Annotated in this window: 20 protein-coding genes, 1 tRNA gene and 1 pseudogene; 13 read left to right on the plus strand and 9 right to left on the minus strand. The window is 70.4% G+C overall.

Translation table 11 applies throughout. The features are described from left to right. Positions 1-5: 5 nt before the first annotated feature. The 12 genes from ACMYLB_RS13185 to ACMYLB_RS13240 all read left to right on the plus strand — a co-directional run bounded on the left by ACMYLB_RS13185 (position 6) and on the right by ACMYLB_RS13240 (position 14,501). Entirely contained in the window at positions 6-1,703 is a 1,698-nt protein-coding gene (locus ACMYLB_RS13185; protein WP_415911080.1) for a glycoside hydrolase family 2 TIM barrel-domain containing protein, read from the plus strand. Further along, positions 1,664-2,302, plus strand: coding sequence for a hypothetical protein (locus ACMYLB_RS13190; RefSeq protein ID WP_415911148.1), 639 nt, complete (start codon positions 1,664-1,666; stop codon positions 2,300-2,302). The genes ACMYLB_RS13185 and ACMYLB_RS13190 overlap by 40 nt, the downstream gene beginning before the upstream one ends. Continuing rightward, on the plus strand, positions 2,299-2,943 hold the full coding sequence (locus ACMYLB_RS13195) for a sugar-binding domain-containing protein (protein ID WP_415907456.1): 645 nt from the start codon (positions 2,299-2,301) through the stop codon (positions 2,941-2,943). The genes ACMYLB_RS13190 and ACMYLB_RS13195 overlap by 4 nt, the downstream gene beginning before the upstream one ends. After that, positions 2,838-5,411 (plus strand): malectin domain-containing carbohydrate-binding protein, encoded by a 2,574-nt coding sequence (locus ACMYLB_RS13200; protein ID WP_415911081.1) that lies wholly within the window; start codon positions 2,838-2,840, stop codon positions 5,409-5,411. Before ACMYLB_RS13195 ends, ACMYLB_RS13200 begins: the two co-directional genes overlap by 106 nt. Further along, positions 5,408-6,310, plus strand: a complete 903-nt coding sequence (locus ACMYLB_RS13205) for a sugar phosphate isomerase/epimerase family protein (RefSeq protein ID WP_415907457.1) — start codon at positions 5,408-5,410, stop codon at positions 6,308-6,310. The genes ACMYLB_RS13200 and ACMYLB_RS13205 overlap by 4 nt, the downstream gene beginning before the upstream one ends. Further along, on the plus strand, positions 6,307-7,239 hold the full coding sequence (locus tag ACMYLB_RS13210) for an ABC transporter substrate-binding protein (protein ID WP_415907458.1): 933 nt from the start codon (positions 6,307-6,309) through the stop codon (positions 7,237-7,239). The genes ACMYLB_RS13205 and ACMYLB_RS13210 overlap by 4 nt, the downstream gene beginning before the upstream one ends. Positions 7,240-7,247: 8 nt before the next feature. Continuing rightward, entirely contained in the window at positions 7,248-8,756 is a 1,509-nt protein-coding gene (locus tag ACMYLB_RS13215; RefSeq protein WP_415907459.1) for a sugar ABC transporter ATP-binding protein, read from the plus strand. Next, positions 8,749-9,765, plus strand: a complete 1,017-nt coding sequence (locus tag ACMYLB_RS13220) for an ABC transporter permease (RefSeq protein ID WP_415907460.1) — start codon at positions 8,749-8,751, stop codon at positions 9,763-9,765. Before ACMYLB_RS13215 ends, ACMYLB_RS13220 begins: the two co-directional genes overlap by 8 nt. After that, positions 9,762-10,733 (plus strand): galactofuranose ABC transporter, permease protein YjfF, encoded by a 972-nt coding sequence (yjfF, locus tag ACMYLB_RS13225; protein ID WP_415907461.1) that lies wholly within the window; start codon positions 9,762-9,764, stop codon positions 10,731-10,733. The genes ACMYLB_RS13220 and yjfF overlap by 4 nt, the downstream gene beginning before the upstream one ends. Before the next feature lie 104 nt (positions 10,734-10,837). Continuing rightward, positions 10,838-11,083: a hypothetical protein gene (locus ACMYLB_RS13230; protein WP_415907462.1), complete on the plus strand. Its 246-nt coding sequence runs from the start codon at positions 10,838-10,840 to the stop codon at positions 11,081-11,083. A gap of 446 nt (positions 11,084-11,529) precedes the next feature. Then, positions 11,530-13,425 (plus strand): asparagine synthase (glutamine-hydrolyzing), encoded by a 1,896-nt coding sequence (gene asnB, locus ACMYLB_RS13235; RefSeq protein ID WP_415907463.1) that lies wholly within the window; start codon positions 11,530-11,532, stop codon positions 13,423-13,425. Then, complete coding sequence (locus tag ACMYLB_RS13240; RefSeq protein WP_415907464.1) at positions 13,422-14,501, plus strand: glycosyltransferase family 4 protein; 1,080 nt, start codon at positions 13,422-13,424, stop codon at positions 14,499-14,501. The genes asnB and ACMYLB_RS13240 overlap by 4 nt, the downstream gene beginning before the upstream one ends. A 41-nt stretch (positions 14,502-14,542) precedes the next feature. On the opposite strand, the gene rhaM is transcribed toward ACMYLB_RS13240, so the two are convergent. The 3 genes and pseudogenes from rhaM to ACMYLB_RS13255 form a co-directional block, all read right to left on the minus strand. Next, complete coding sequence (rhaM, locus tag ACMYLB_RS13245) at positions 14,543-14,857, minus strand: L-rhamnose mutarotase (protein ID WP_415911082.1); 315 nt, start codon at positions 14,855-14,857, stop codon at positions 14,543-14,545. A gap of 414 nt (positions 14,858-15,271) precedes the next feature. Further along, a pseudogene (locus tag ACMYLB_RS13250) lies at positions 15,272-16,030 on the minus strand (Gfo/Idh/MocA family protein); the annotation flags it as partial. After that, complete coding sequence (locus ACMYLB_RS13255) at positions 16,027-18,051, minus strand: sodium:solute symporter family protein (protein WP_415907465.1); 2,025 nt, start codon at positions 18,049-18,051, stop codon at positions 16,027-16,029. The gene ACMYLB_RS13255 and the pseudogene ACMYLB_RS13250, both read right to left, overlap by 4 nt. Before the next feature lie 296 nt (positions 18,052-18,347). Between ACMYLB_RS13255 and ACMYLB_RS13260 the strand changes: the two genes are divergently transcribed. Next, positions 18,348-20,942: a Gfo/Idh/MocA family oxidoreductase gene (locus ACMYLB_RS13260; protein ID WP_415907466.1), complete on the plus strand. Its 2,595-nt coding sequence runs from the start codon at positions 18,348-18,350 to the stop codon at positions 20,940-20,942. Positions 20,943-20,966: 24 nt separating this feature from the next. Here ACMYLB_RS13260 and ACMYLB_RS13265 read toward each other — a convergent pair whose 3' ends face one another. The 6 genes from ACMYLB_RS13265 to ACMYLB_RS13290 all read right to left on the minus strand — a co-directional run bounded on the left by ACMYLB_RS13265 (position 20,967) and on the right by ACMYLB_RS13290 (position 25,783). Next, complete coding sequence (locus ACMYLB_RS13265; RefSeq protein WP_415907467.1) at positions 20,967-21,611, minus strand: phosphoribosylanthranilate isomerase; 645 nt, start codon at positions 21,609-21,611, stop codon at positions 20,967-20,969. A gap of 18 nt (positions 21,612-21,629) precedes the next feature. After that, a complete protein-coding gene (locus ACMYLB_RS13270) occupies positions 21,630-22,730 on the minus strand; it encodes a DegT/DnrJ/EryC1/StrS family aminotransferase (RefSeq protein ID WP_415907468.1) in 1,101 nt (366 codons plus the stop codon). 83 nt (positions 22,731-22,813) lie between these two features. Then, positions 22,814-23,608: a uroporphyrinogen-III synthase gene (locus tag ACMYLB_RS13275; RefSeq protein ID WP_415907469.1), complete on the minus strand. Its 795-nt coding sequence runs from the start codon at positions 23,606-23,608 to the stop codon at positions 22,814-22,816. Beyond that, positions 23,608-24,453: a hydroxymethylbilane synthase gene (gene hemC, locus ACMYLB_RS13280; protein ID WP_415907470.1), complete on the minus strand. Its 846-nt coding sequence runs from the start codon at positions 24,451-24,453 to the stop codon at positions 23,608-23,610. The genes ACMYLB_RS13275 and hemC overlap by 1 nt, the downstream gene beginning before the upstream one ends. 16 nt (positions 24,454-24,469) lie before the next feature. Further along, positions 24,470-24,546: transfer RNA gene (locus ACMYLB_RS13285), tRNA-Val, on the minus strand. Between the two features lie 202 nt (positions 24,547-24,748). After that, positions 24,749-25,783 (minus strand): aspartate-semialdehyde dehydrogenase, encoded by a 1,035-nt coding sequence (locus ACMYLB_RS13290; RefSeq protein WP_415907471.1) that lies wholly within the window; start codon positions 25,781-25,783, stop codon positions 24,749-24,751. Between the last annotated feature and the right edge of the window lie 65 nt (positions 25,784-25,848).

Consider the following 25,848-nt stretch of genomic DNA (forward strand, 5'->3'; position numbering starts at 1 on the left):
GACTACTGGAACTTCGGCGGCATCTTCCGTCCCGTGCGCCTCGAGGCGCTGCCGCCGCAGTTCATCGACCGGGTCGCGATCGACGCCAAGGCCGACGGCGCGTTCCGCCTGGACGTCTTCCTCGGCGGCAACCTGCCCGCCGGCAACGAAGTCGTTGCCCAGGTGAAGACCCTCGCCGGCGACCCCGTCGGCGCGCCGCTCCGCGCCGCCGTGCCGAGCGGCGCCCACCAGGTCACGCTGCGCGCGCAGATCCCTCGCCCGCGACGTGGACCGCCGAGACGCCCAACCTCTACCGCGTCGACGTCACCCTGCACGCCGGCACCTTCGCGCCCTCCGGCCACACCCTCACCCAGCGCTTCGGCTTCCGCACCTTCGAGCTCCGTCGGGGCGACGGCCTCTACCTCAACGGCCGCAGGATCGTCCTCAAGGGCGTCAACCGCCACAGTTTCTGGCCCGAGACCGGCCGCACCCTCTCGCCCGAGCGGCACCGCGAGGACATCCGCCTGATGAAGGAGGCCAACATGAACGCCGTCCGCATGTCGCACTACCCGCCCGACGCCGAGTTCCTCGACCTCTGCGACGAGGCCGGCCTCTACGTGCTGGACGAACTCGGCGGCTGGCAGGGCCACTACGACACGCCGACCGGCCGCCGCCTCATCGCGCAGATGGTCGCGCGGGACGTGAACCACCCGAGCATTCTTTTCTGGGACAACGGCAACGAGGGCGGCTGGAACACCGAAAACGACGACGAATTCGCCAAACACGACCCGCAGTCACGACCGGTTCTTCACCCGGGGCCCTTGTCGCCACCGTTTGCCTTCCGCGGCATGAACACCCGCCACTACCGCGAATACGACGAGACCGCGAAGTTCACGGACGGCCCCGAGATCTTCATGCCGACCGAGTTTCTCCACGGCCTCTTCGACGGCGGCCACGGCGCCGGCCTCGACGATTTCTGGCCGCTCATGAGCGAGAAGCCGCACGCCGCCGGCGGCTTCCTCTGGTCGTGGGTGGACGAGGCCGTCGCCCGCACCGACGAGAACGACCGTCTCGACGCGCGCCGCGACCTCGCGCCCGACGGCATGCTCGGACCGCACCACGAGAAGGAAGGCAGCTTCTACGCCGTGCGCGAGATCTGGTCGCCCGTGCAGATCCCGCTGCGCGAGCTGCCCGCCGACTTCGCCGGCGCGCTGCCGGTGCGCAACCGCTACGATTTCCTCAACCTCTCCACCGTCACCTTCGAGTGGCGCCTGATGAAGTTCGCCCCGCCCGGCGCGCCCTCTTCCACCGCACCGTGCTCGCCCTCGGCCGCCTCGCCGGCCCGGACGTCGCCGCGCGCGCCGACGGCGAACTCAAGCTCGCCCTCCCCGCCGACTGGCGCGAAGCCGACGCCCTGCTCCTCACCGCGACCGACTCGCGCCAGCGCGAGCTCTGGACCTGGTCCTGGCGCTGGAAGTCCGGCGCCGCGGCGATCGGCATCGCACAGGAGACGCAGAGCCCGGTCACGCTGGCGCAGGACGGCGCGGAGATCGTCGTCACCGCGGGCCGCAACACCGTGCGATTCTCGCGCGCCACCGGCCGCCTCCTCGCGCTCGAACGCGACGCGCACCCCGTGTCGCTCGGCAATGGCCCCCGCCTCGTCGCCTATCGCCGCCACGAGCGCGTGCTGCAGCCGGTCGCGCCCGCGTCCGGCCGGCTCGTGAACCTCCAGGCGAAGATGGAGGGCACCTCCGCGGTCGTCAGCGCCACTTACGACGCCGGCGTGCGCGCCGCGCGCTGGAGCATCGCGCCGAACGGCGACGTGCGGCTGGATTACGAATTCGACGGCCCCGGCCTGGTCGACCTCCTCGGCATCGATTTCGACTACCCCGAGGAAAGGATGCAGTCCAAGGAGTGGTTCGGCGACGGCCCGTATCGCGTCTGGGCCAACCGGCTCAAGGGCGGTTCGCTCTGGCGTTGGGACACGGAATACAACGACACCATTCCCGGCCTCACCTGGCAGCTGCCCGAGTTCAAGGGCTGGTTCGCCCGCTGGGTGTGGATGGCGTTCACGACGACCGAAGGCCGTTTCGCGCTGCTCAACGACGGCGGCGCGCCCTACGTCGGCGCCTACTCGCCGCGCGACGGCAAGAACAACCCCGTGCTCACGCTCCCGCGCCTCGGCCTCGGCGTCTACCAGGTCATCCCGGCGATCGGCACCAAGGGCTCCCTGCCCTCGAACCTCGGCCCGCAAGGTCAGCCGCACGACGTCACCGGCCCGGTGAAGGGCTCGCTCGTCGTCCGCCTGCTCGACCAGCCGTGAGCCTGCTGCGCACGACCGTCCTCGCGCTTGCACTGGGCCTCGCGACCGCCCTTGTCGCGCAACCGCGCCGCGAGTGGCCCCTGGACGACGGCTGGCGCACGGCAATGGACGAGACGAACCGCGCGCGCTTCGACGGCTTCGAGCAGGCCGCGTTCGACGACCACGCCTGGCTGACCGTCGCCGTGCCGCACAACTGGGACGACTACGCCGGCCTGCGCCGCCTCGTGCACGGCAATCTCCACGGCTACGCCTGGTATCGCCGCCGCTTCGACGTGCCCGCCAGCGAGCGCGACCGCCGCGTGTTTCTGTTTTTCGAGGGCGTCGGCTCCTACGCCACCGTCTGGGTGAACGGGAAGCTCGCCGGCAAGCACGCGGGCGGCCGCACGACGTTCACGCTGGACGTCACCAACCTCGTCCGTTTCGACGCGCCCAATCTCCTCGCCGTCCGCGCAGACCATCCCGCCGGGATCACCGACCTGCCCTGGGTGTGCGGCGGCTGCTCGAGCACCCCGGCTTCTCCGAGGGCAGCCAGCCGATGGGCATCTTCCGCCCGGTCACGCTCTACACGACAAACGCCGTGCGCGTGGAGCCGTTCGGCGTGCACGCGTGGAGCACCGACATCGACGCGCACCGCGCGGTGATCGAGGTCGCGACCGAGCTGCAAAACGACGGCCCGCCGCTTGCGGCCGTCGTCCGGCACCGCCTCGTCGATGCCGACGGCCGAACGGTCCGGGAGGTCGACCGGCCGACGTCCGCCTTTTCCGGCCCGCGGCGTGTCACCGCTGAGATCGTCGCCGAGCGGCCCGAACTCTGGTCGCTTGAGCGTCCGTATCTCTACACGATCGAGACGACCGTCCTCGACTCGTCGGGACACACCCTCGACCGCTTCACCACGCCCTTCGGCATCCGCACCATCCACTGGCCCGCCCCCGACGCCCCGCTGCCCGCGCCGTTCCTGCTCAACGGCCAGCCGGTCTTCATCAACGGCACCTGCGAATACGAGCACAACCTCGGCGCCAGCCACGCGTTCAGCGCCGAGCAGATCCGCGCCCGCGTCGCGCAGATCCGCGCCGCCGGCTTCAACGCCTTCCGCGACGCCCACCAGCCGCACAATCTCCGTTACCAGGATTACTGGGATCGCGACGGTCTTCTCTGGTGGCCGCAGTTCGCCGCCCAGGTGTGGTTCGACACGCCGGAGTTCCGCGCGAACTTCAAGCAGCTGCTGCGCGAGTGGGTGCGCGAGCGCCGCAACAGCCCGTCGCTCGTCCTCTGGGGCCTCGCCAACGAGAGCAAGCTCCCCGCCGACTTCGCCGCCGAATGCGTCGCCCTCATCCGCGAGCTCGATCCGACGACGCCGTCGCAGCGCCTCGTCACCACCTGCAACGCCGGCAAGGGCACCGACTGGAACGTCCCGCAGAACTGGTCCGGCACCTACGGCGGCAAGCCGGAGGAATACGCCGGCGACCTGAAGCGCCAGCGCCTCGTCGGCGAATACGGCGCGTGGCGCAGCCTCGGCCTGCACACCGAGGGCGGCTTCGCCGCCGACGGCCCGCGCAGCGAATCGCGCGCCGACGCGCTGCTCGCCACCAAGATCCGCCTGGCCGAGTCCGTGCGCGGCCAGGTGCCCGGACACTTCCACTGGCTGTTCGCGACGCACGAGAATCCCGGCCGCACGATCGGCTCCAAGGGCCAGCAAGGCAGCGACGGCTGGGCCGAGCTCGACCGCCTCGGCCCCGCCAACAACAAGGGCCTGCTCACGCTTTGGGGCGAGCCGACCGACGCTTTCTTCCTCTACCGCGCCAGCTACGCGCCGCCGACCGACCCGATGGTTTGCATTGTCTCGCACACCTGGCCCGATCGCTGGGATGCGCCCGGCGCGAAGCGCGGCCTCGAGGTCTACTCGAATTGCGAGGAGGTCGAGCTGTTCAACGGCGCCGGCACGCGCTCGCTCGGCGTCCGCAAGCGAGGCGGCCCCGGCGTGCCGTTCCGCTGGGACGACGTCGCGATCGCCACCAACGTCCTCTACGCCGAAGGCCGGATCGGCGGCAAAACCGTCGCGCGCGACGCGATCTACCTGAAAAATCTGCCCGCCGTTCCCGCCGCCGAGCACGCCGCGCTCACGGGGCCGGAAACCGTTTCCACCGCCGGCGAGCCGGGCTGGAACTACCTCTATCGCGTCAACTGCGGCGGCCCCGACCTCGTCGACTCGCACGGCCAGACCTGGCTCGCCGACCGCGACCTCGCCCCCGGCGATGCCTGGGGCTCGCGCTCGTGGGCCGCGGACTACCCGGCGCTCCCGCCACGCTTCGGCAGCCAGCGCGACTTTTATGAACCGGTGCGCGGCACGCACGACGAGGCGCTCTTCCAGACGTTCCGCTACGGCCGCGAGAAACTCCGCTACGAATTCGCCGTCCCGCCGGGCGACTACCGCATCGAGCTCTTTTTCGTGGAACCGTGGTATGGCCGCGGCGGCGGCGCCCCGGGCGGAAGCGCGGGCGGCGGCGCGCGCGGCTGGCGGCTTTTCGATGTCGCGCTCAACGGCGCGACCGTCCTGCGCGACGTCGACCTCTGGGCCGAGGCGGGCTACGCCGCGGCCGTGAAGAAGGTCGTCCACGCCACGGCCGCACAGGGGCGGCTCGTCGTCTCCTTCCCGCGCGTCGCGTCCTACCAGGCGGTGGTCTCCGCCATTGCGATCGCGACACGCGACTTCTCGCTGAAACCGGCCGCGGCCGTCGTGCCCAAGGGTCCCCGCCCGGCCGCGAACTCGCTTTCCGCCACCGACGACTCCGGCACCGCGAACTCGCAGACCTATCCCGCCACCGCGGCGACGCGCTCCGGCAGCGAACTCGCGTGGACCGTCCGTCTCGGCCTCGGCGGCGCGCACGACTTCGCGCTGCGCTACACGAACGCCGGCGACAGCCGCGACCTCGAGTTCCGCGTCCTCGCCGCCGACGGCTCGCTCGTCGACCATCGCCTGCTGCGTCTCCCGCCCGCCGCCGAGCCGCGCGAGGTCCGCCTCGACGGCGTCGACATGAACGCCGGCGATTACACCGTCGTCGTGTCGCCCGTTTCCAGCCCTCTGAAACTCGAATCGCTCACGGTCCGATGAAGCCCCTGGTCGTCGCTCCGGCCGTCCTGGTCCTGTTCGTCCTGAGTTTCGCCCTGGCGTGCAACGGGGCCTTCTCCGCCGCCCCCGCCGCCGAGCTCCGCTACCCCGTGGCCGTGTGCGACTGGATGATCCTCAAGCGCCAGAAGCTCGGCGCGTTCCCGCTCGCGCACGACCTCGGCGCCGACGGCGTCGAGGTCGACATGGGCGGGCTGGGCAACCGCGCCACCTTCGACAGCAAGCTCGGCGATCCGGCCGTGCGCGCGCAGTTCCTCGCCGCCGCCCGGCAACACCACCTGCGTTTCAGCTCGATCGCGATGTCCGGCTTCTACGCCCAGTCCTTTGCCGAGCGCGACGGCGTCGAGCGCATGGTGCAGGACGCGATCGACACCGCCGTCGCGCTGGACGTCCGCGTGCTCTTCCTGCCGCTCGGCGTGCCGTGCGACCTCGTCAAGCGCCCCGACCTGCGCCCCCGCGTGGTCGAGCGCCTCCGCGCCGTCGGCCAGCGCGCCGCGGCCGCCGGCGTGGTCATCGGCATCGAAACCTCGCTCGATGCCCGGGCCGAGGCGGCGTTGCTCGACGAGATCGGCAGCCCCGCCGTCCGGAGCTACTTCAATTTCTCCAACGCGCTCCAGCCCGGCCGCGACATCCACGCCGAGATCCGCGCGCTCGGCCGCGACCGCATCGTGCAGATCCACGCCTCGAACACCGACGGCCATTGGCTGGAGCAGGATCCGCAGGTCGACCTCCCCGCCATCAAGCGCACGCTCGACGCGATCGGCTGGCGCGGCTGGCTGGTTATCGAACGGTCAAGGGATTCCGCGCGTGCAACCGACGTCCGCGCCAACTTTACTGCGAACGTCTCGTTCTTGAAGCAGGTCTTTCAACCCCACTCCCCATGAAATCCCTCCGTCTCCTCCTCGCGGGCGCGCTGGCGCTGCCGCTCGTCCTCCTGGCCAAGCCCCTCCGCATCGGCTTCGCCCAGACCGGCGCGGAGAGCGCGTGGCGCACCGCCAACTCCGAGTCGATGAAGGCCGAGGCGGCCAAGCGCGGCATCGAGCTCAAGTTCTCCGACGCCCAGGGCAAGCAGGAGAACCAGATCCGCGCCGTGCGCTCGTTCATCACCCAGGGCGTCGACGCCATCGTGATCGCCCCGATCGTCGAGACCGGCTGGGATCCCGTGCTGCGCGAGGCCAAGCGCGCCAAGATTCCCGTCATCCTCACCGACCGCACCATCGCCACCGCCGACGAGTCGCTCTTCGCCTGCTTCATCGGCTCCGATTTCTACGAGGAAGGCCGCATGGCGGCCGACTGGCTGGCGAAGCACACCGGCGGCAAGGGCACCATCGTCGAGCTCCAGGGCACGCCCGGCTCCGCCCCCGCCAACGAGCGCCGCAAGGCCTTCGCCGACGCGCTCAAGGACCACCCCGACCTCAGGATCATCGATTCCCAGAGCGGCAACTTCGAGCGCAGCGGCGGCAAGCAGGTGATGGAGGCCTTCCTCAAGAAGCACGGCTCCGCCATCCAGATCGTCTATGCGCACAACGACGACATGGCCCTCGGCGCCGCGCAGGCGATCGAGGAGGCCGGCCTCAAGCCCGGCAAGGACCTCGTCATCGTCAGCATCGACGCCATCCGCGAGGCCGTGAAGGCGGTCGCCGATGGCCGCCTCAACTGCACGGTCGAGTGCAACCCGCTCTTCGGCCCCAAGGTCTACGACACCGTCGCCAAGATCCTCGCCGGCGAGACGGTGCCGAAGAAGTCCTTCAACAAGGACGAGCTCTTCGACGCGGCCAACGCCGCGGCCGCCCTCCCGACGCGGCAATACTGACGCCGGCCGTGTCCGACACGCCGCTGCTCCAGCTCCGAGGCATCACCAAACGCTTCCGCGGCGTGACCGCGCTGAGCGGCGTGGACTTCACGGTGCGTGCCGGCGAAATCCACGCCCTGATGGGCGAGAACGGCGCGGGCAAGTCCACCCTGATCAAGGTCCTCACCGGCGTCCACGCGCCCGACGAGGGCACGATCGCGCTCGCCGGCCGGCGACTCGCCCCGGCCTCGCCCAAGGACGCCGAAGCCGCGGGCATCAGCACGGTCTATCAGGAGGTGAACCTGATACCGTCGCTCTCGGTGGCCGAGAACATCGGCCTCGGCCGCCAGCCCGGACGCTTCGGCTTCATCCACTGGCGCGCGCTGCGCCGCCACGCCCGCGCCGCCCTCGCCCGGCTCGAGATCGAGTGCGACGTCGACGTCGAACTCGGTTCGCTCTCCGTCGCGCTCCAGCAGATGGTCGCCATCGCCCGCGCCCTCGACCTGCAGGCCCGGCTGCTCGTCCTCGACGAGCCGACCGCCAGCCTCGACGACAAGGAGGTCGCGGAACTGTTCGCCATCATGCGGCAGCTCCGCACCCAGGGCCTCGGCATCGTCTTCGTCACCCACTTCCTCGACCAGGTCTATGCCGTCAGCGACCGCATCACCGTCCTCCGCAACGGCCAGCTCGTCGGCGACTACGCCGCCACCGCCCTGCCCCAACTCCAGCTGGTCAGCGCCATGCTCGGCCACGAGGTGAAGGACGAGGCCGGCCGCACCGACGCGCCCGCCGCCGCGGCCGCGACCGGCGCCCCGCTGCTCGACGCCTCCGGCCTCGCCCGCCGCGGCGCCGTCCAGCCCGTCAGCTTCTCGCTGCACCGCGGCGAAGTCACCGGCCTGGCCGGCCTGCTCGGCTCCGGCCGCACCGAGACCGCGCGCCTGCTCTTCGGCATCGATGCGCCGGACGCCGGCACCCTCCGCCGCGACGGTGCGCCCGTCCGCATCGCGAGCCCGCGCGACGCCGTGCGGCTCGGCTTCGCCTTCTGCTCCGAGGACCGCAAGACCGAGGGCATCCTGCCCAACCTTTCCGTGCGCGAGAATCTCATCGTCGCCCTCCAGGCGAAACAGGGCCTCTGGCGCACCCTCAGCCGCGCCGAGCAGGAGAAGCTCTGCGCGCACTACATCGCCGCCCTGCGCATCAAGACGGCCGACGCCGAGACGCCGATCCGCAACCTCTCCGGCGGCAACCAGCAGAAGGTGCTGCTCGCGCGGTGGCTCGCCACCCGGCCCGAACTGATCATCCTCGACGAGCCGACCCGCGGCATCGACGTGGGCGCCAAGGCCGAGATCGAGGCCCTCGTCGAGCAGCTGCGCGCGCAAGGCCTTTCTGTCCTGCTCATCTCCTCCGAGATCGAATCGATCGTGCGCACCTGCGGCCGCGTCCTCGTCATGCGCGAGCGCCGCCTCGCCGGCGAGGTGCCGGCCGGCGCCGACCTCACGACCGCTAGGCTCATGCGCGTCATGTCCGGCCATGAGTGACGCCCCCGCCCGCGCCGCCCGCTCGCCCCTGCGCCACCACGCCTGGCTGCTGGCCGGCATCGTCGCGCTGCTGGCGGTCAACCTGTTCGCCGACCCGGCGTTCCTGAAGCTCGGCTGGCGCGACGGCCACATCTACGGCGTGCCGGTCGACATCCTGCTCCAGGGCTCGCGCACGACGCTGCTCGCGCTGGGCATGACGCTCGTGATCGCCACCGGTGGCGTCGACCTCTCGGTCGGATCCGTGGTCGCCATCGCCGGCGCCGTCTGCGCGCTCGTGCTCGGCCAGGGCGGCGGCCTCGTCGTCACGCTCGCCGCCGCGCTCGGCGTCGGCGCGCTCGCCGGCGGTGTCAACGGCCTGCTCGTGGCCCGCCTCGGCCTGCAGCCGATCGTCGCCACGCTCATTCTCATGGTTGCCGGCCGCGGCATCGCCCAGCTCATCTCCGGCGGCCAGGTGATCATCTTCTCGCACGCCGGCTTCGAATTCCTCGCCAACGGCTACCTCCTCGGCCTGCCGGTCGCGCCCCTGCTCGTCGCCGCCGCGTTCCTCGCCACGCACCTGCTGCTGCGCCGGACCGCGGCGGGACTCTTCATCGAGGCGGTGGGCGACAACGAGACCGCCAGCCGCTTCGTCGGGCTTTCCGCCGCGCGGATCAAGGCGCTGGCCTACGTCTTCTCCGGACTGTGCGCGGGCTTCGCCGGCGTGCTGACCGCGGCAAACATCCGCGCGGCCGACGCCAACCGCGCCGGGGAAAACGCCGAGCTCGACGCCATCTTCGCCGTGGTCGTCGGCGGCACCGCGCTCACCGGCGGCCGCTTCACGCTGCTCGGCACGTTCCTCGGCAGCGTGCTCATCCAGACGCTGGCCACGACGATGTATTACCGCGGCGTGCCGCCCGCGATCGCCCCGGTGCCGAAGGCGGTCGTCATCGTCGCGGTGTGCCTGATCCAGTCCGAGGAACTGCGCGCGCGCCTCCGGACCATCCTGCGCCGCCCCGGAGGTGCCGCGTGAATTCCGCCCGCCTCCAGCGCCTGCTGGCCTCGCCTCTGTGCATCACCGCGCTGATCTTTGTCGCGCTCTTCGCCGCGGCCTCGTGCCTCTACGACGGCTTCTGCTCGACGCGCCTCGCGGTGAACCTCGTGGCGGACAATGCGTTTCTCGCCATCACGGCGATCGGCATGACGCTCGTCATCCTCGCGGGCGGCATCGACCTCTCCGTCGGCTCGGCCATCGGCTTCGCCTCGATCTTCACCGCCACCCTCATCGGCGCGCACGGCGTCGCACCGTGGCTGGCCTGGACCGCCGCGATCGCGATCGGGCTGCTTTTCGGCGCGGGCATGGGACTGCTGATGCAGCTCTTCAAGTTGCCGGCGTTCCTCGTCACCCTCGCGGGCATGTTCTTCCTGCGCGGCGCGGCGTTCTGGCTGAACACCGAGTCGGTCGGCATCGCCCATCCGTGGTATGACGGCCTGGCGGCGTTCGAGCTGACGCTCGGGCCGGTCGGCCTGCCGTCGACGGTGTTGATCGCCGCGGCGGTGATGATCGCCGGCTACGTGCTCGGACACCACACGCGCTTCGGCCGCACCCTCTTCGCCATCGGCGGCAGCGAACAATCCGCCACGCTCATGGGCCTGCCCGTCGGCGCCGCGCGCGTCGCCGTCTACGCGCTGAACGGCGGCTGCGCCGCGCTGGCCGGCGTCGTGGCCACGCTCTACACCGGCTCGGGCAACCCGAGCATGGGCGTCGGCCTCGAGCTCGACGCCATCGCCGTCGTCGTCATCGGCGGCACCCTGCTCCGCGGCGGACGCGGTCACGTCTTCGGGACGGTGCTGGGCGTCCTGATCTTCGGCACGATCCAGGCCGCGATCCTCTTCGACGGCCGCCTGAGTTCCTGGTGGATGCGCATCGTCGTCGGCGCGCTCCTGCTGGTGTTCGTGCTGCTCCAGCGCGTGCGCCTGCCGTTCGCGAGCCGCGCCTAGCGTCGCGAGGGGCGGTTTCCGGCGACAACCGCCGCGAAGGGTCCCGCAAAGGCCGCGCATCCCGTTTCCGGAGGTTGCGCTATGATGGGCGCGTCTCTCCCGCCATGAACTCCGCATCGCCCTCCCTGCTCGCCAAGATCCTCACCGCCGCGCTCGGCTTCGGCCTGATGGCCGCGGTGCCGCTCCTGACCATGCAATACGCGGTTCGCGCCCACGCGGAGATGCCGCCGCACCTGGCGGTCACGTCGTGTCCGGGTGACTGCACGGCCGCGCGACCGACCTGCCCCGGTGGCACGGCGGGGTGCGCACAACACCCCTGCGCGTCCGGAACGGGCTGCGCCCGCAACTGACGCCCGCCGTCAGGCGGCCGGAAGAAAGTGGAGGCCGCGTCGGGGATCGAACCCAAGGGGCTATCATCCCCTGCCATCCAAGCGTGCAGCGCAGCCTGCCCTGATCCTAGCAATCCCCGCGGGGCGCGACACGCACCGCGTGTCCTTTATGCGGCGTTCCTTGCCCGCTGCATCCGGCCGCCGCCGCGGCCATGGCGCTTACTTGCCCGATTTCTCGCAATCGCCGATCACCACCCACACCAGCACCGCCAAGGCTGCGAGAAAAAACCACACGGTGAGGTAATAAGGCATGGGGGGTTTGATGCGCCGGGGCCGGTTTCGTTCAAAATTCCTTTTCCGCGGCAGATTCCGGCCGCGATCGCGCCGGTAGCCGGCGTCCCCGCTGGGCCGGCCGCCGCCGCCGGATTGGCCTTGTCCCACGGCCGCTCTCTGGTGTTCTCGAAAAAATGTGCGGTATCGCCGGAGTCATCAGCCTGGGCCTGGATGATCGGCGGCGTGAGGACGCCGTTCGGCGCATGGTCGCGCGCGAGCGGCCGCGCGGACCGGACGACGACGGCTACGTTTCCGACGGCCCGGCCACCCTCGGCATGTGCCGCCTCGCCATCTTCGACCCGGCGCACGGTCACCAGCCGATGGTCAGCGCGGACGGCCGCTTCCACCTGATCTTCAACGGCGCGATCTACAACTTCCGCGAGCTGCGGGCCCGGCTGGCCGGCGGCGGGGCGGTCTTCCACACCGAGTGCGACACCGAGGTGCTGCTCGCCGCCTACACCCGCTGGGGCGACGACTGCGTGCAGCACCTGCGCGGCATGTTCGCCTTCGCCGTGTGGGACCGGTCCGCGCAGCGGCTTTTCGCCGCGCGCGACGCGCTCGGCATCAAGCCCCTCTACTACGCGCCGCGCGGCGACGACACCTTCGTGTTCGCCTCGGAGCTCAACGCGCTCCTCGCCAGCGGCCTGATCAGCCGCGAGATCGACCCGGTCGCCGTCGGCGACTTCCTCGCCTGGTTCGCCGTGCCGGCGCCGCGCACGATCTACCGCGGCATTGCCAACCTCCCTCCCGGCCACGCCCTTTCGGTGGACCGCGCCGGCCAGTGCCGCGTGCAGAAATGGTGGCGGCTTCCCGCCGCCACCCGCGTCGCCCCGCGCAAGGACCAAGCCACCTTCACCTGCGAGCTGCGCGCCCAGCTCGAGGACACCATCCGCGCCCACCGCCTCGCCGACGTGCCGGTCGGCGCCTTCCTCTCTGGCGGCCTCGATTCCACCGCCGTCGCCGCGCTGATGTCGCGGACCGGCGCGGGACCGCTGAAGACCTTCTCCCTCGTCTTCAACGAGGCCGAGTATTCCGAGGCCGCGCAGGCGCGCCTGGCCGCGCGGGCCATCGGCGCCGAGCACCACGAGGAGGTCCTCACCGGCGAGCGCGTCGCGGCGGAAATGCCGCGGATCCTCGCGCAATTCGACCAGCCGACCGGCGACGGCATCAACACCTACTACGTCAGCCGGGCCGCGCGCGCCGGCGGCGTGAAGGTGGCGCTCTCCGGCCTCGGCGGCGACGAGCTGTTCGGCGGTTACCCGTCGTTCCTCGACATGCCGCGCCTGGCGCGCTGGATTCCGCTGTGGCGCCAGGTGCCGGGCCGCTTCCGGCTGCAGATCGTCCAGCTGCTCCGCCGGCGCGGCGCCCGCGCCCGCAAGCTCGCCGACTTCCTCAACTCCGCGCGCGACCTCCACGAGTTGTGCGCGCTGCGCCGGCGCGTGCTCTCCGAGTCGGCGCGGCTCGACCTGCTCGCCCCCGAGGCCCGCCGCCTGGCCGAGCGGCAGGGCTCCACCCATCCCATGCTCGACGACTTTGTCTTCGAGCTGATCGGCGCCGATCCGATCCAGATCGTCAGCGCCTGGGAGATGCGCACCTACATGTCCGACGTGCTCCTGCGCGACAGCGACGTCTTCAGCATGGCCAATTCCCTCGAGCTGCGCGTGCCCTTTGTCGACCGCGCCCTGGTCGAGTGGTGGTGGAACCAGCCCCGCGAGTTCCGCTTCAACGCCGCGCGGCCGAAGGCCGCGCTGGCCGACGCCGTGGCCGACTGCGTGCCGGCGGAGATCCGCACGCGCCGCAAGCGTGGGTTCACCCTTCCCTTCCCGCTGTGGATGCGCCGCGAGCTGCGCCCGTTCCTCGCCGAGACCTTCTCCGATGCCTCGCTCGCCCGCTGCCCCTGGCTGGATCCCGCCGCCTCGCAGCGCGAGTGGACCGCCTTCGACCGCGGGCGCGACAACCACAACTGGGGCCGCGTGTGGACGCTGGCCATCCTCATCGCCTTCGCCAACCGCCCGGAGGAACGCGCGTGAAGACCCTGCTGATCTGTCCCGACCTCTTCAACGCCGAGGGCGGCATCGCCCGCATCATGCGGCTCTACCTCCGCTCGCTCTGCGAGCAAGCGGCGCCAGACGACCGGATCGGCTGCGTCGCGCTGATGGACAGCGGCGACACCTCGGCGCGCGTGCGCCTGCTGCTCGGGCCGCAGCAAGCGCGGATCGACAACTGCGAGCGCAGCCGCGTCGGCTTCCTCTTCATCGTGCTGCTGCGCAGCCTCGGCTGCCGCCGCCTCGTCTGCGGCCACCTGCACCACCTGATCGTCGCGCGCCTCGCCCGGATCATCAACCCGCGCCTCGACTACTACCTCGTCGCCCACGGCATCGAGGTCTGGCGCCCCTACTCGCTGCTCGAGCGCGCCGCCCTGCGCGGCGCACGCCGGATCTTCTGCGTCAGCGAATACACCCGCCGGCAGATGCTCCGCTTCGACACCTCGCTTGCCCCCGAGCGCCTCGTCGTGCTGCCGAACACCTTCGACCCGGGCTTCCGCGCCGGGTCCGCGCCCGCGACCGCCGCGGGCCTGCATCCGCGCATCCTCGTCGTCTCCCGGCTGGTCAACTCGGATCCTTACAAGGGCGTGGACCTGATGATCGAGGCGATGCCCGCCATCCTCCGCCAGTTTCCCGGCGCGCAGCTCCGCATCGTCGGCGGCGGCGACGCGCGCCCGCACCTGGAAAAGCTCGCCCGCGACCGCGCCCTCGGCGAGGCGGTGCGCTTCCTCGGCCTCGTCGACGACGGCGTCCTGCGCGAGGAATACCAGAGCTGCGATCTCTTCGCGCTGCCCAGCCGCAAGGAAGGCTTCGGCCTCGTCTACCTCGAGGCCATGAGCTACGGCAAGCCGTGCCTCGCCGCCCGCGCCGGCGGCGCGCCCGAGGTGGTCGACGACCAGGTCGGCGCGCTGGTGGAATACGGCAACACCGAGCAGATCGCGCTCGCCGTCGGCAACCTCGTGCGGCATCCGCGGAACCCCGCCGCCATCGCCGCGCGCGTGGCGCAGTTCTCCTACGCCAACTTCTCCGCCCGGCTCGCCGCCCTGCTCGACGGGAAATGACCGCGCGGGGCGCCGTTGCCTTTCCCGGCGCTCGCGCTCGCTCAGTCGAGGTGGAAGACCTGCTTCAGCTCGCGCGAGACCGGGCTGTTGTCCGGGTGGCTGGGCATGAGGTCGCGCATGTGCGCCCACCATTTCCGGCACTCCGGGGTCTGGGCGATCGCCGCCCAGCGCGCCTCGTCCTCGATCTCGACGCAGCCGAACAGCTGGCGCGTTTCCGGGTCGAGGAAGATGGAGTAATTGTGCACGCCGTGCCGCTTCAGCACGGCCTCGAGCTCGGGCCAGATGGGCTGGTGCCGGCGGGCGTATTCGGCCTCCTGGCCGGCGTGGACGGACATCACGAAGGCTTTGCGGATCATGGCCGGAAAGAGATCACGCCCGCACCGCCGTGGGCAACGACCGATCGTGGAACGCGCGCTGCAGGATGTCCTCGAGACCCGGCGAACAGAGCATCGGCTCCCCGCCGCCCTGCCGCGGCCGGCTCTCGACGCCCCCGGGGCCGGGACAATCTCGCCGACCTCGTGCACGCGGGCGACGAGCTCGGTCTGCCGCAGCGCGATCTCCGGCGTGCAGACGAAAGCCTGGGGATCGCTCAGGCGGCGCAGGACCGCCTTCATCATCTCGGTGCGCGTGACGCCCGTGTCCGGCAGCACGAGGTGCTCCGGGGCGCCGGTCGCCGGCGTGAGGATGCACTCGCGCTCATGGCGCCAAACGATCTGCCCGCGCTCGCCCTCGATGACGATCTCCGGCTCGCGGTTCGCCAGCGAGGCATGGGTGACGCCGAACCAGAGCTGCACGCCGTCGGTCGTGTCCGCGCGCACCACGCCGGTGTCGAAGCTCTCGATCGGATTGGTGCGCCACAGCACGGCCTCGACGTTGCGCGCCTGCGCCGCCACGCCGAACTCGCGGCCGGCGAAGAAGAGGCCGAGGTTGACGAAGTGCGCGAAGGCGTTGTTGAGCGGCGAATCGAGCACCAGCGCGCCGTCGGCGCGGAGCCGCCCGGCCCAGCTGTTGCGCGAAAAGTAGCTCGCGGGACGCGGCCAGAGCCCGAGCAACCGCACCGAGGTCACGCGGCCGATCGCGCCCTCGAGGATGCGCCGCTTCACGTGCTGCGCCTTGGAGCCGTAGATGTCCTGGAAGCCGACCGCCACGAAGCGCCGGGCGGCGGCCGCCGCCGCCCGCACCTCCTCGACCTCGGCGACCGAGGCGGCGAGGGGTTTTTCCACCAGCACGTTCATGCCGGCGCGGAGCGCCGCGACGGTCATGCGCGTGTGCCAGGCGATCCCGGTGGGAATCAGGCAGAGATCGATCCGCCCGGACTCCTGCCGCATCATCTCCTCGTAATGGGAGTAGATCGCGCAGCCCCCGGCCCGCAGCTGGCGCAGGTTTTCCTGCTCCTCCTGCGGGTTGATGACGACGGCGGCGGCCAGGGCCAGGCCGTCGGCAGCCGCTTCGCGGGCGAGTCCGAGGTGGATCCGTCCATAACCGGAGATGCCGACAATCGCGGCACGAAAGGAAGGAGAGGCGCTCATCGAGCGGAAGCGAGTTTAAGCAGGAACGCGAAAAGGGCGATGATGCCGCCGGAGATGGCGCAGCAGATGACGAAGCCGATGGCGTCGACCCGATCCCACTTGGCGAACTCCCAGCTCGAGTTCGCCCCGAAGAGTTTCGTGTGGTCGAAACGCCCCGGCTGGCGGCGGGTGAGCTCCATCGCCTCGGCCTCCGCCTCCGGCGTGTCGCCGACGGGCGTCTTCATCTTGCCGTAGAAGAGGTCGACGCGGGCCTTCTCGGTCGGACGCGTCACGTAGCTGAAGACGATCAGGAAGAGGAACGGCAGGAGGCCATCGACGAAGAACTGCGCGGTCTCGCGGCCATTCGGCGTGTAGCGGGAAGTGCCGAAGCCGACGCGGTCGAGCAGCCAGCACTCGACATTGAAGCGACCGCGGCCCTCCAGCGCACTGGCCGGGTTGGTCGGATCGATGCGGACCAGCTGTTTCCAGTAGACCGCGACGGGCTGCCCCGCGGCATCCGGCACCGAGATCGTGAGCGCCGGGCTCTGGCGGAGAGCGGGCACGTAATCGGCCGTCAGCGGGATGAAGAGGATGACCAGCGAACTCAGGATCACGGAGGCCCAGACCGCAGGCGACGTCAGACGGCGCCAGAAGAAGATCAGCAGCACGGCGGCGCCGAACGGCACGTTCACCGTGAGCACGAGCACGACGACCGCCTGGAGGTTGTCCATCAGCAGCGCGGAGATCACACCGAGCGCGAGCACGGCGATCACCGTCCAGCGGGCGGCCTTCAGCGCGCTCTCGGCCGAGGCGTCGGGACGGATATGGCGGTAGAAATTACGGACGAAGAGCGAGGAGATGGCGAGGGCCTTGGCGGCGAGGGTCGACATCGTGCCCGCGAGCACGCCGGCGAGCATCAGTCCGGCGAGGCCGGGGCCGAGCAGGCGGTTCGACATCACGCCCCAGGTCATGTCCGGATCGGCCAGCCCGCCGACGCCGAACATCGCGATCGCGACCAGGCCGGCGAACGCCCAGAGGATGATCATGAAGCGCTTGAGGTAGTTGCCGGACACGCCGAAGCGCGCCGCGAACTCGTTCTTGGCCGAGCCGAAGATCGTCATGTTGTGGCTGAGCGCGTGCATCTGCACGAGGCTCGGCAGCAGCACCGCCAGGATGAACCAGCCGGACGTCCCCTGCCCGGCGAAAAGGTCCATCATGTCCTTCGGCACCTTGTGCGCCAGCTGCCCCCAGCCGCCGATGGAGGCGAGGCCGGTGGGAATGAGCAGGATCGAAAAGACGATGATCAGCACGCTCTGCAGGCCCTCGTTCACCGCCGCGGCCGACATGCCGCCGAGCACGATGTAGGCGCCGACGATGGCCGTGAAGGCGAGGTAGAACGGGAACGGCTTCAGCAGCGTGATGTAGCTGTGCAGCTCGCCGCGCGCGTAGCGGTCGCGCAGGTCGCCCAACGTGCGCACCTCCTCGGCGGTGAGCTGGCCGGCGGGCGCGGCGCGGTCGAGCCGCTTCATCTCCTCATAGGCCCGCACCGACGCGCGCTCCTCCGCGGTCCAGGTCACGGGCGGCTTCACCACCAGCGAGGAGGCGATCTTGTAGGCCACGAAATTGGCGAAGCCGAGGAACACGCACGCGACCGCGATCTGGCTCAGGGTGTAGAGCCGGCTCAGGCCGCGGCTGTCGAAGCGGTCCTCGAACAGGTCCGCCACCGTCATCAACCGCACGCGCCGGAACCACACGTTCATGAACCAGAAATACGGGTTCATGAACACCGTCTGGAACGAGAACCAGACGCCCGCCACGCCGCGCTGGAACACGAGGCTCGCCGTGCTCACCGCGCCCTGCGGCTCGGTGGCGTTGCCGAACGAGAGGAAGAACTGGTAGAGCTTGCCGAGCTTGCGGCCGGCAAGGAAGAAGCCCTCCTCGCTCTTCGTGGCCTTCGAGGCGCGCTGGCCGATGTAGATGACCGCCGCGAAATAGGCGGCGACCACCGCGATGTCCAACCAGTGCAGGCTGCCGAAAATCATCAGATGTGTGGGGTGAAGCGGCGGAGCGGCGAAACCGGGCCAACGGAGGTTCGCTCGGATACGGGGCAACAGCGCGGGGCCAAACTACGGCCCCGTCCGGCAGCGACCACGCCGCCGCCGCCTGACAGTCCGACCTGACGCCTGCCGCCTCTGTCCATCGGGCGAAGCTGCGGCCCCGCCGCCCGCGGCGCGAACTCAAACTGTCCGTCGTGCGCCCGTCTGCCTTTCGCGCCGGGCGCCCCCAGCCTTGCTCCGCCTTGCGACCCGCGTCGCATTCGGCGAATCTCCCCGTTCCCATGCCTCCCCAACGCATCGCCCTCGTCGGCACCGGCGGCCGCGCCCTCTCCTTCGTCGAGCCCGTCTTCGCGAAATACCGCGCGCACAACGAGCTCGTCGCCTTCCTCGACCCGAGCCCCACGCGCATGGCCTACTACAACGAGCTCATCGCCGCGCGCTGGTCGGCCGCGCCCGTCCCCACCTTCGCCCCGGCGCAGTTCGACGAGATGCTGCGCGCCACGCGTCCGAAGATCGTCATCGTCTGCTCCGTCGACGCCACGCACCACGACTACATCGTCCGCGCCCTGCGCGCCGGCTGCGACGTCATCACGGAAAAGCCGCTCACGATCGACGCCGAGAAATGCGCCGCCATCCTCGCCGCGCAGCGCGAGAGTGGCCGCCGCGTGCGCGTGGCCTTCAACTACCGCTGGGGCCCCTTCCGCACCAAGGTCCGCGAGCTCCTCGCCGGCGGCACCATCGGCCGCGTGCAGTCGGTCAACCTCGAGTATCTCCTCGATACCTCGCACGGCGCCGACTACTTCCGCCGCTGGCACTCGCACCTGGCGCAGTCCGGCGGCCTGCTCGTCCACAAGTCCACCCACCACTTCGACCTCGTGAACTGGTGGCTCGACGCCATCCCCGCCCAGGTCTTCGCCCACGGCGCGCTCGTCTACTACGGCAAGCAGAACGCCCTCGCGCGCGGCGACGAGCGCTGGACGCGCTACCCGCGCTACACCGGCGCGGAGACGGGCGATGATCCCTTCAAGCTCGACCTGCGCGAGAGCGAGAGCTTCCGGAAACTCTACCTCGACGCGGAGAAGGACACCGGCTACCTGCGCGACCAAAACGTCTTCCGCGACGGCATCGACATCTACGACCAGATGAACGCCCTCGTCCGCTATCGCACGGGCCAGGTGCTCAACTACTCGCTCGTCGCCTACAGCCCGCGCGAGGGCATGCGCGTCACCTTCAACGGCGACCGCGGCCGCCTCGAATACCACGAGTTCATCGGCTCGCACATGAACCGCGCCGTCGTCAGCTCCGAGTTCAAGCTCGAGCAGCACGGCAGCGCCGAAGCCGAGGGCGAGTGGATCCGCGTCTTCCCGCATTTCAAGCCCAGCTACCTCGTCCCGATGCCGCCCGCCACCGGCCCGCACGGCGGCGCCGACGAAGTCATGACCGAACAGCTCTTCTCCCCGCTCCGCCCGCCGACCCGTGGCACCGCTCCGCCGGCCACGAACAGGGCGCGGCCTCCATTCTCGTCGGCATCGCCGCCAACCGTTCGATCCAGACCGGCGCGCCGGTCGTCATCACCGACCTCGTCCCGCTCCGGCCCGGCGCGCAGCGCCTCAGCGAGTTCGTCTGACATGCGCACCTCCCTCCGCGTCCTCGCCGGTCTCGCGCTCGGCATCGCCGTCCCGGGCCGCGCCGCTCCCGCGTTCGCCGCACGCACCTTCGACCTCACGCCGCCGGCGAAGCTGGGCGCCTTCGCCGCCGCCGCCGGCGCCGGTTTCGACCTCGGCACGCGGCCGCAAGGCGACGCGCCGTTCTACTTCTCCGTCGCCGCGCCCGAGGGCAACTACCGCGTCACCGTCGTCCTCGGCGACGCCGCCGCGCCGGCCGCGACGCTGGTGCGCGCCGAGTCGCGCCGGCTGATGCTTGAGACCGTGCGCACAGCCGCCGGCGCATTCGCGGAGCGCAGCTTCATCGTCAACGTCCGCCGTGCCGCGCTCCCGCCGCCGCCGGCCAACGCGCCCGGCGCGGACACGGTGGCGCTGAAGCCGCGCGAACAAGGCTCGTTCACCTGGGACGACAAGCTCACCCTCGAGTTCAACGGCCCCGCGCCGCGCGTGCGCTCGATCCGGATCGAGCCGGTCGACGTGCCGACGGTGTTCCTGCTCGGCGATTCCACCGTCACCGACCAGCGCTCCGATCCCGCCGCCAGCTGGGGCCAGATGCTGCCGCGCTTCTTCCGCGCCGACATCGCGATCGCGAATCACGCCGAGTCGGGCGAGACCCTGAAATCCTTCCTTGCCGAGCACCGCCTCGCCAAGGTCCTCAGCCTCGTGCGCCGCGGCGACTGGATGCTGATCCAGTTCGGCCACAACGACCAGAAGGCCAACTGGCCGCAGACCTACGCCGAGGCCCACACCACCTATCGCGCCTACCTGGAGAGCTTCATTGCCGAAGCGAAGCTCCGCGGCGTGCAGCCGGTCCTCGTCACCTCGCCCGAGCGCCGCACCTTCGCGTCCGACGGCAAAATCCACAGCACCCACGGCGACTATCCCGCCGTCGTGCGCGAAGTCGCCGCGGAGGAAAACATTCCCTGCCTCGACCTGCGCGCCGCCAGCGCCGCGTTCTACGAAGCCCTCGGCCCGCAGCGCGCCCTGCTCGCCTTCAACGACGGCGGCAAGGACGCCACGCACCACAATTCCTACGGCGCCTACGTGCTCGCCGCCTCGGTCGCCGACGCGATCCGCGTGCAGGTCCCGGCCCTCGCCGCGCACCTCGCGCCCGACTTCGCCGGCTTCGATCCGCACCGCCCGCCGCCGCTCGAGTCGCTCGCGCTGCCGCCGAGCCCGGTGCGGACGGACGAGAAGATCGCCGGCAACTGAGCGCCAACCGCGCGCCTGCCGCGGCTATTCGCCGCGCAGGGCCGCCGCGAGAGCGGCCAGCTTGGCAGGGTCCTTCACGCCGGGCGAGGCTTCGACGCCGCTGTTCACGTCGATGAACTTCGCCTGGCTCTTCGTGATCGCCTCGCGGACGTTCTCGGGCTTGAGGCCGCCAGCGAGCACCCAGCGCACCTTCTTGAACTTGCCCTGGAGCCACGCGAACGCCGCCCAGTCCCCGGTCTTGCCGGTGCCGCCGTGCTGGTTCGGATCGTAGGCGTCGAGGAGGAACGTGTCGGCCAGCGGCACGAAGCACGGATCGAGCTCGCGGCCGGGCGGCACCCGCGGCGCCAACCAGAGCTTGTGCGGCGAGATGACGTCGGTCCACAGCGCCGCCTCGAAGAACGGCGTCTCGTTGGGGAAGTGCAGCTGGATGAAATCGAACCCCGCGTCGCGCACGCGCGCGATCGCATCGCTATCCGAATAGACCAGCACGCCGACCTTCGGCAGCGCGGGAAGCTCGGGCCGCAGCTGGGCGAACTTTTCCAGCGTGATATGGCGCGGCGACGCCGGGTGCAGCACGAAGCCCAGGTAGTCGGCGCCGATCCCGGCGGCCGCGTGGGCGTCGGCCGCGGAGGTCAGGCCGCAAATCTTGAGGTGGATGTCGTGGATCATCCGAACCGTCTTATTCGGTCATCCCGCGAAAGAGTTAACCGCCGCGATCACGTGGGCGACCTGTTCGTCCGTGAGCTCGGGGAAGATCGGCAGGCTGACGCAGCGTTCGCTGGTGCGCTCCGCCACCGGCAGGCTGCCCTGGGCATAGCCGAGGGACGCGTAGCACGGCTGCAGGTGCATCGGCCCCGGGTAAATGATGTCCGTGCCCACGCCTTGCTGCTCGAGGTGCGCGCGCAGCGCGTCACGGCGGGCATGCAGGATCGTGAACTGGTGCCAGACGCTCTCGCCGTAGGCCGGCACGACCGGGAGCGTGACGGCCGGGTGCTTGATCCCGGCGCGATACTGCGCGGCGATCGCCCGGCGGCGCGCAGTGTAGGCGTCGATGTGCTTCAGCTTGATGGCGAGGATCGCGCCCTGGAAGCCGTCCATGCGGAAGTTGAAGCCGACCTCCGTGTGCAGGTAGCGCTTGGGCGAGCCGTGCACGCGCAGCAGCTGCGCCTTGTCCATCACGGCGGCGTGCTTGGACACGAACGCCCCGCCCTCGCCGCAGGCGCCGAGGTTCTTGGTCGGATAGAAGCTGAACGTGCCGCAGTCGCCGATCGCGCCGACCGGCGCGCCCTTGTAGCGCGCGCCGACGGCCTGCGCGCAGTCCTCGACGACGAACAGCCGGTGCCGCGCCGCGATGGCCATGATCTCGTCCATGCGCGCGGGCTGGCCGAAGATGTGCACGACCACGATGCCCTTCGTGCGCGGCGTGATCGCGCGCTCGATCGCCTCGGGGCTGATGCACCAGGTGTCCGGATCGATGTCGACGAACACCGGCGTGGCGCCGACGTAGCTGATGCCCCAGCAGCTCGAGGCAAAGGTGAACGGCGTGGTGATGACCTCGTCGCCCGGGCCGAAGCCGCCGCAGAGCGAGCCGATGTGCAGCGGCGAGGTGCCGCTGTTCATGCCGAGCGTGCGCGCGTAGCCGAACTTCGCGCTGAAGCCCTTCTCGAAATCCTCCACGTCCTTGCCCAGGCAGAAACGCGTGGCGTCGTAGGTGGCGGCCAGCGCGGCGAGGACTTCGTCGCGAATGGCCTGATGCTGGGGCTTCAGATCGAGGAACGGGACTTTCATGAGGAAGGGCCCACGGAACACACGGAAGGCGCGGAATTCAATCCGACATATTCCGGGCGTTCGCGGCGGGCCGCGGATGGGAATCAGAGCTTCCGGAGGAGCGCCTCGACCAGCGACCCGAGATTCGCCTGCGGCGCCTCGAAATCGACCGGCAGCCCGAGCTGCTTCATCGTCGCCGTCGTCGTCGCGCCGATGCTGCCGGCGAGCGGGCGCCGGGCCTTGGCGCCGAGCTTCAGCGCCGCGGCCTGGTCGAAGAACGACTGCGCGGCGGATGGACTGGCGAAGAGGATCGCATCGGCGCCCTTGGCGCGGAAGTCGCCCGCAACCGGGTTCTGGGCCAGGTCGGTCTCCTCGGTCTTGTAGATCGGCAGCGTGTCGACGATCGCGCGGGCCTCGTGGAGCTTCTCCACCAGCGTGTCGCGGTTGAGATTGCCGGTGACGACTAGGACCTTGGCGCTGTCGATCGACTCGCGCTCGATCATCGCCTGCGCGAGTTCCTCGGCGTTGGCCTTCTTCGGCTGGAGCTCGACGCGCAGGTGGTAGCCGCGGACGACGTCGGCGGTCGCCTCGCCCACGACCGCGATGCGCACGAGCCCGAGCGCCCGGATGTCCTCAAATCCCTTGAGGAACTCCTCGAAGAAGAACCGGGCGCCGTTGGCGCTAGTGAAGACGATCCACTCGTATTGCGTCAGCTCGGCGAAGACCTCGACCAGCGTCTGCTTGTCGTAATGCTTCGTGACTTGGATGAGCGGCAGCTCGATCACCTCGGCGCCCTGGGCCTCGAGCTGGGCGCGCCACTCGGCGCATTGCTCGCGCGGGCGGGTGAGGACGATGCGGCGGCCGGCGAGCGGCAGGGAGGAGGAGGATTTGGCGGCCATCAGAAACCGAGCTCCTTGAGGATGCGCGCGGCGGTCGCCTGCGGCGCGGCGAAATCGGCGCCGGTGAGCGGGAAGCGGCGGATGCCCGTGCGCTCGTGGAAAAAGTGCAGCGTGTCGTCCGTCGCGTGCGCGGCGAAGGCCACCTGGCAGCCGCCGCCGATCTGCGCCTGGAAGGCGCGCTCGAGCGTGACATTGCGGAAAGTCGCGGCGTCGAGCGCCGGCGCCAGCTGCGCGGCGAGGTCGGTGCGGCATTGGATGGCGATCGCGCCCTGCCCCACGGCCGGCACGCTTTCCTCGAACTTCAGCGGGCGGAAGGTCACGCCCGGCCAGCTGTGGATGCCGAGGCGGCGCATGCCGGCAGCGGCGAGGATCGTCGCGTCGGCGTCGCCCTGCGCGATCTTCTTCAGGCGCGTGTCGACGTTGCCGCGGATCTCGGTGAACTTCACGCCCGGGAACAGTTTCGCCACCTGCAGCTGGCGACGCGGGCTGCTGGAGCCGATGGTCGCGGGCGTGGTGACGCCCGCGCGGAGCACGAGCACGTCGTGCGTGAGTTCGCGCGGCAGGAAGCCGGCGACGGTGAGGCCGGCGGGATTCTCGCCCGGCAGGTCCTTGCAGCTGTGCACGGCGGCGTGCGCGTCGCCGCGCAGGAGCGCCTGCTCGAGCTCGGCGGTGAAGAGGCCCTTGCCGCCCTGCTTGATCAGCGACCAGTCGGTCTGGCGGTCGCCGGTCGTCACGATCTTCAGCAGTTCGCATTCGGCGCCCAGCTTCTCGGCAAAGCGCGCGGCGACCATGTTGGTCTGCGCGAGCGCGAGCGGGCTCTTGCGGGTGGCGAGGAGGAGTTTCATGCGGAAAGGGAGGAGCTGGTGGACGCTGAGGGACTCGAACCCCCGACCCTCTCGGTGTAAACGAGATGCTCTAACCAACTGAGCTAAGCGTCCGAAGTTCGAACGACGAAACGGCAGCCCCTCCCCCCTCGCAAGGAGAAAGCCGGTGCGGGTCTTGTCGGGGAGACCGCGCGGTTTGTCGCGGGCGCCAGCGCCCATCGTCGGGCGGGGTCGCCGAACTCCGCCTTGCTGGGGAAAAGCACGTTCGCGTCGGGGTTCGGCGACCCCGCCCGACAACCGCGCGCACAGCCCGCGCTCAGGCGCTCGGCTTCAGCGCGATGCCCTCGCGGATCATCGCCTCGGCGATCTGGATCGAGTTGAGCGCGGCGCCCTTCCAGAGGTTGTCGCCGGCGACCCAGAGGGCCAGGCCGTTCTCCCACGCCGTGTCGAGGCGCAGGCGGCCGACGCCGCACTTCGCCTTGCGGCTGAAGTCGAGCGGCGTCGGGTAAAGCTTGTTCGCCACGTCGTCGACGAGCTCGGCGCCGGCAAAGGCCGCGATGGCCGCCCGGGCGGCAGCGACGTCGACCGGGCGCTCGAACTCGGCGTTGATCGCCACCGAGTGCGCCCGCACGACGGGCACGCGCACGCAGGTCGCGGAGACCTTCAGCGCGGGCAGGCCCATGATCTTGCGGCTCTCCTCACGCATCTTCGTCTCCTCGCCGGTGTAGCCGTCGGCGCCGAACGAGTCGATGTGCGGGATGAGGTTCTGGAAAATCTGGTAGGGATAGACCGCCCGGGGCAGCGGCTGGCCCTTCGTGTAGGCCTGGGTCTGCGCCTCGAGCTCGTCGATGGCATCGGCGCCCGTGCCGGAGACGGATTGGTAAGTGGAGAAGAATACGCGCTTCACGCCGAAGCGCTGGTGCAGCGGATAGAGCCCCATCAGCGCGATGGCGGTGGAGCAGTTCGGGCTGGCGATGATGCCACGGTGCCCGCGCGTCGCCGCGAGGTTGATCTCCGGCACAACCAGCGGCACGTCCTCGCGCATGCGGAACGCCGAGCTCTTGTCCAGCACGAGGCAGCCGCGCTTCACGGCCTCGGGCGCCAGCGCCTTGGCGATCGCCCCCTCGGCGGCGAAGAGCGCGAGGTCGAGTCCCTCGAACGCCTCGGGCTTGGCCTCGATCACCGTGAGCGTTTTCCCGCCGAACTCGACGCTGCGGCCCACGGAGCGCGCGGAGGCCATCAGCCTCAGCTCCGCGAGCGGAAACTGGCGCGACTGGAGGAGGCCGATCAGCTCTTGACCGACCGCTCCCGTCGCCCCGACGATGCCGACCCGATAGGACTTGGTATTCACGTGAAAGATTCCTTTGAACGCGCCACGAAAAAGTCCGCCGCTCTCGGCCGCAAGCCGTCAGCGCG

This window comes from Oleiharenicola sp. Vm1, assembly GCF_047777955.1.
Classification (GTDB): domain Bacteria; phylum Verrucomicrobiota; class Verrucomicrobiia; order Opitutales; family Opitutaceae; genus Didemnitutus.

Excerpts from the sequence above, each read along its gene's own strand:
- ACMYLB_RS13200 (WP_415911081.1), top strand. The coding sequence starts at position 2,838 with ATGGGCATCTTCCGCCCGGTCACGCTCTACACGACAAACGCCGTGCGC.
- ACMYLB_RS13205 (WP_415907457.1), top strand. The coding sequence starts at position 5,408 with ATGAAGCCCCTGGTCGTCGCTCCGGCCGTCCTGGTCCTGTTCGTCCTG.
- ACMYLB_RS13210 (WP_415907458.1), top strand. The coding sequence starts at position 6,307 with ATGAAATCCCTCCGTCTCCTCCTCGCGGGCGCGCTGGCGCTGCCGCTC.
- ACMYLB_RS13220 (WP_415907460.1), top strand. The coding sequence starts at position 8,749 with ATGAGTGACGCCCCCGCCCGCGCCGCCCGCTCGCCCCTGCGCCACCAC.
- ACMYLB_RS13230 (WP_415907462.1), top strand. The coding sequence starts at position 10,838 with ATGAACTCCGCATCGCCCTCCCTGCTCGCCAAGATCCTCACCGCCGCG.
- asnB (WP_415907463.1), top strand. The coding sequence starts at position 11,530 with ATGTGCGGTATCGCCGGAGTCATCAGCCTGGGCCTGGATGATCGGCGG.
- rhaM (WP_415911082.1), bottom strand. The coding sequence starts at position 14,857 with ATGATCCGCAAAGCCTTCGTGATGTCCGTCCACGCCGGCCAGGAGGCC.
- ACMYLB_RS13255 (WP_415907465.1), bottom strand. The coding sequence starts at position 18,051 with ATGATTTTCGGCAGCCTGCACTGGTTGGACATCGCGGTGGTCGCCGCC.
- ACMYLB_RS13260 (WP_415907466.1), top strand. The coding sequence starts at position 18,348 with ATGCCTCCCCAACGCATCGCCCTCGTCGGCACCGGCGGCCGCGCCCTC.
- ACMYLB_RS13265 (WP_415907467.1), bottom strand. The coding sequence starts at position 21,611 with ATGATCCACGACATCCACCTCAAGATTTGCGGCCTGACCTCCGCGGCC.
- ACMYLB_RS13270 (WP_415907468.1), bottom strand. The coding sequence starts at position 22,730 with ATGAAAGTCCCGTTCCTCGATCTGAAGCCCCAGCATCAGGCCATTCGC.
- ACMYLB_RS13275 (WP_415907469.1), bottom strand. The coding sequence starts at position 23,608 with ATGGCCGCCAAATCCTCCTCCTCCCTGCCGCTCGCCGGCCGCCGCATC.
- hemC (WP_415907470.1), bottom strand. The coding sequence starts at position 24,453 with ATGAAACTCCTCCTCGCCACCCGCAAGAGCCCGCTCGCGCTCGCGCAG.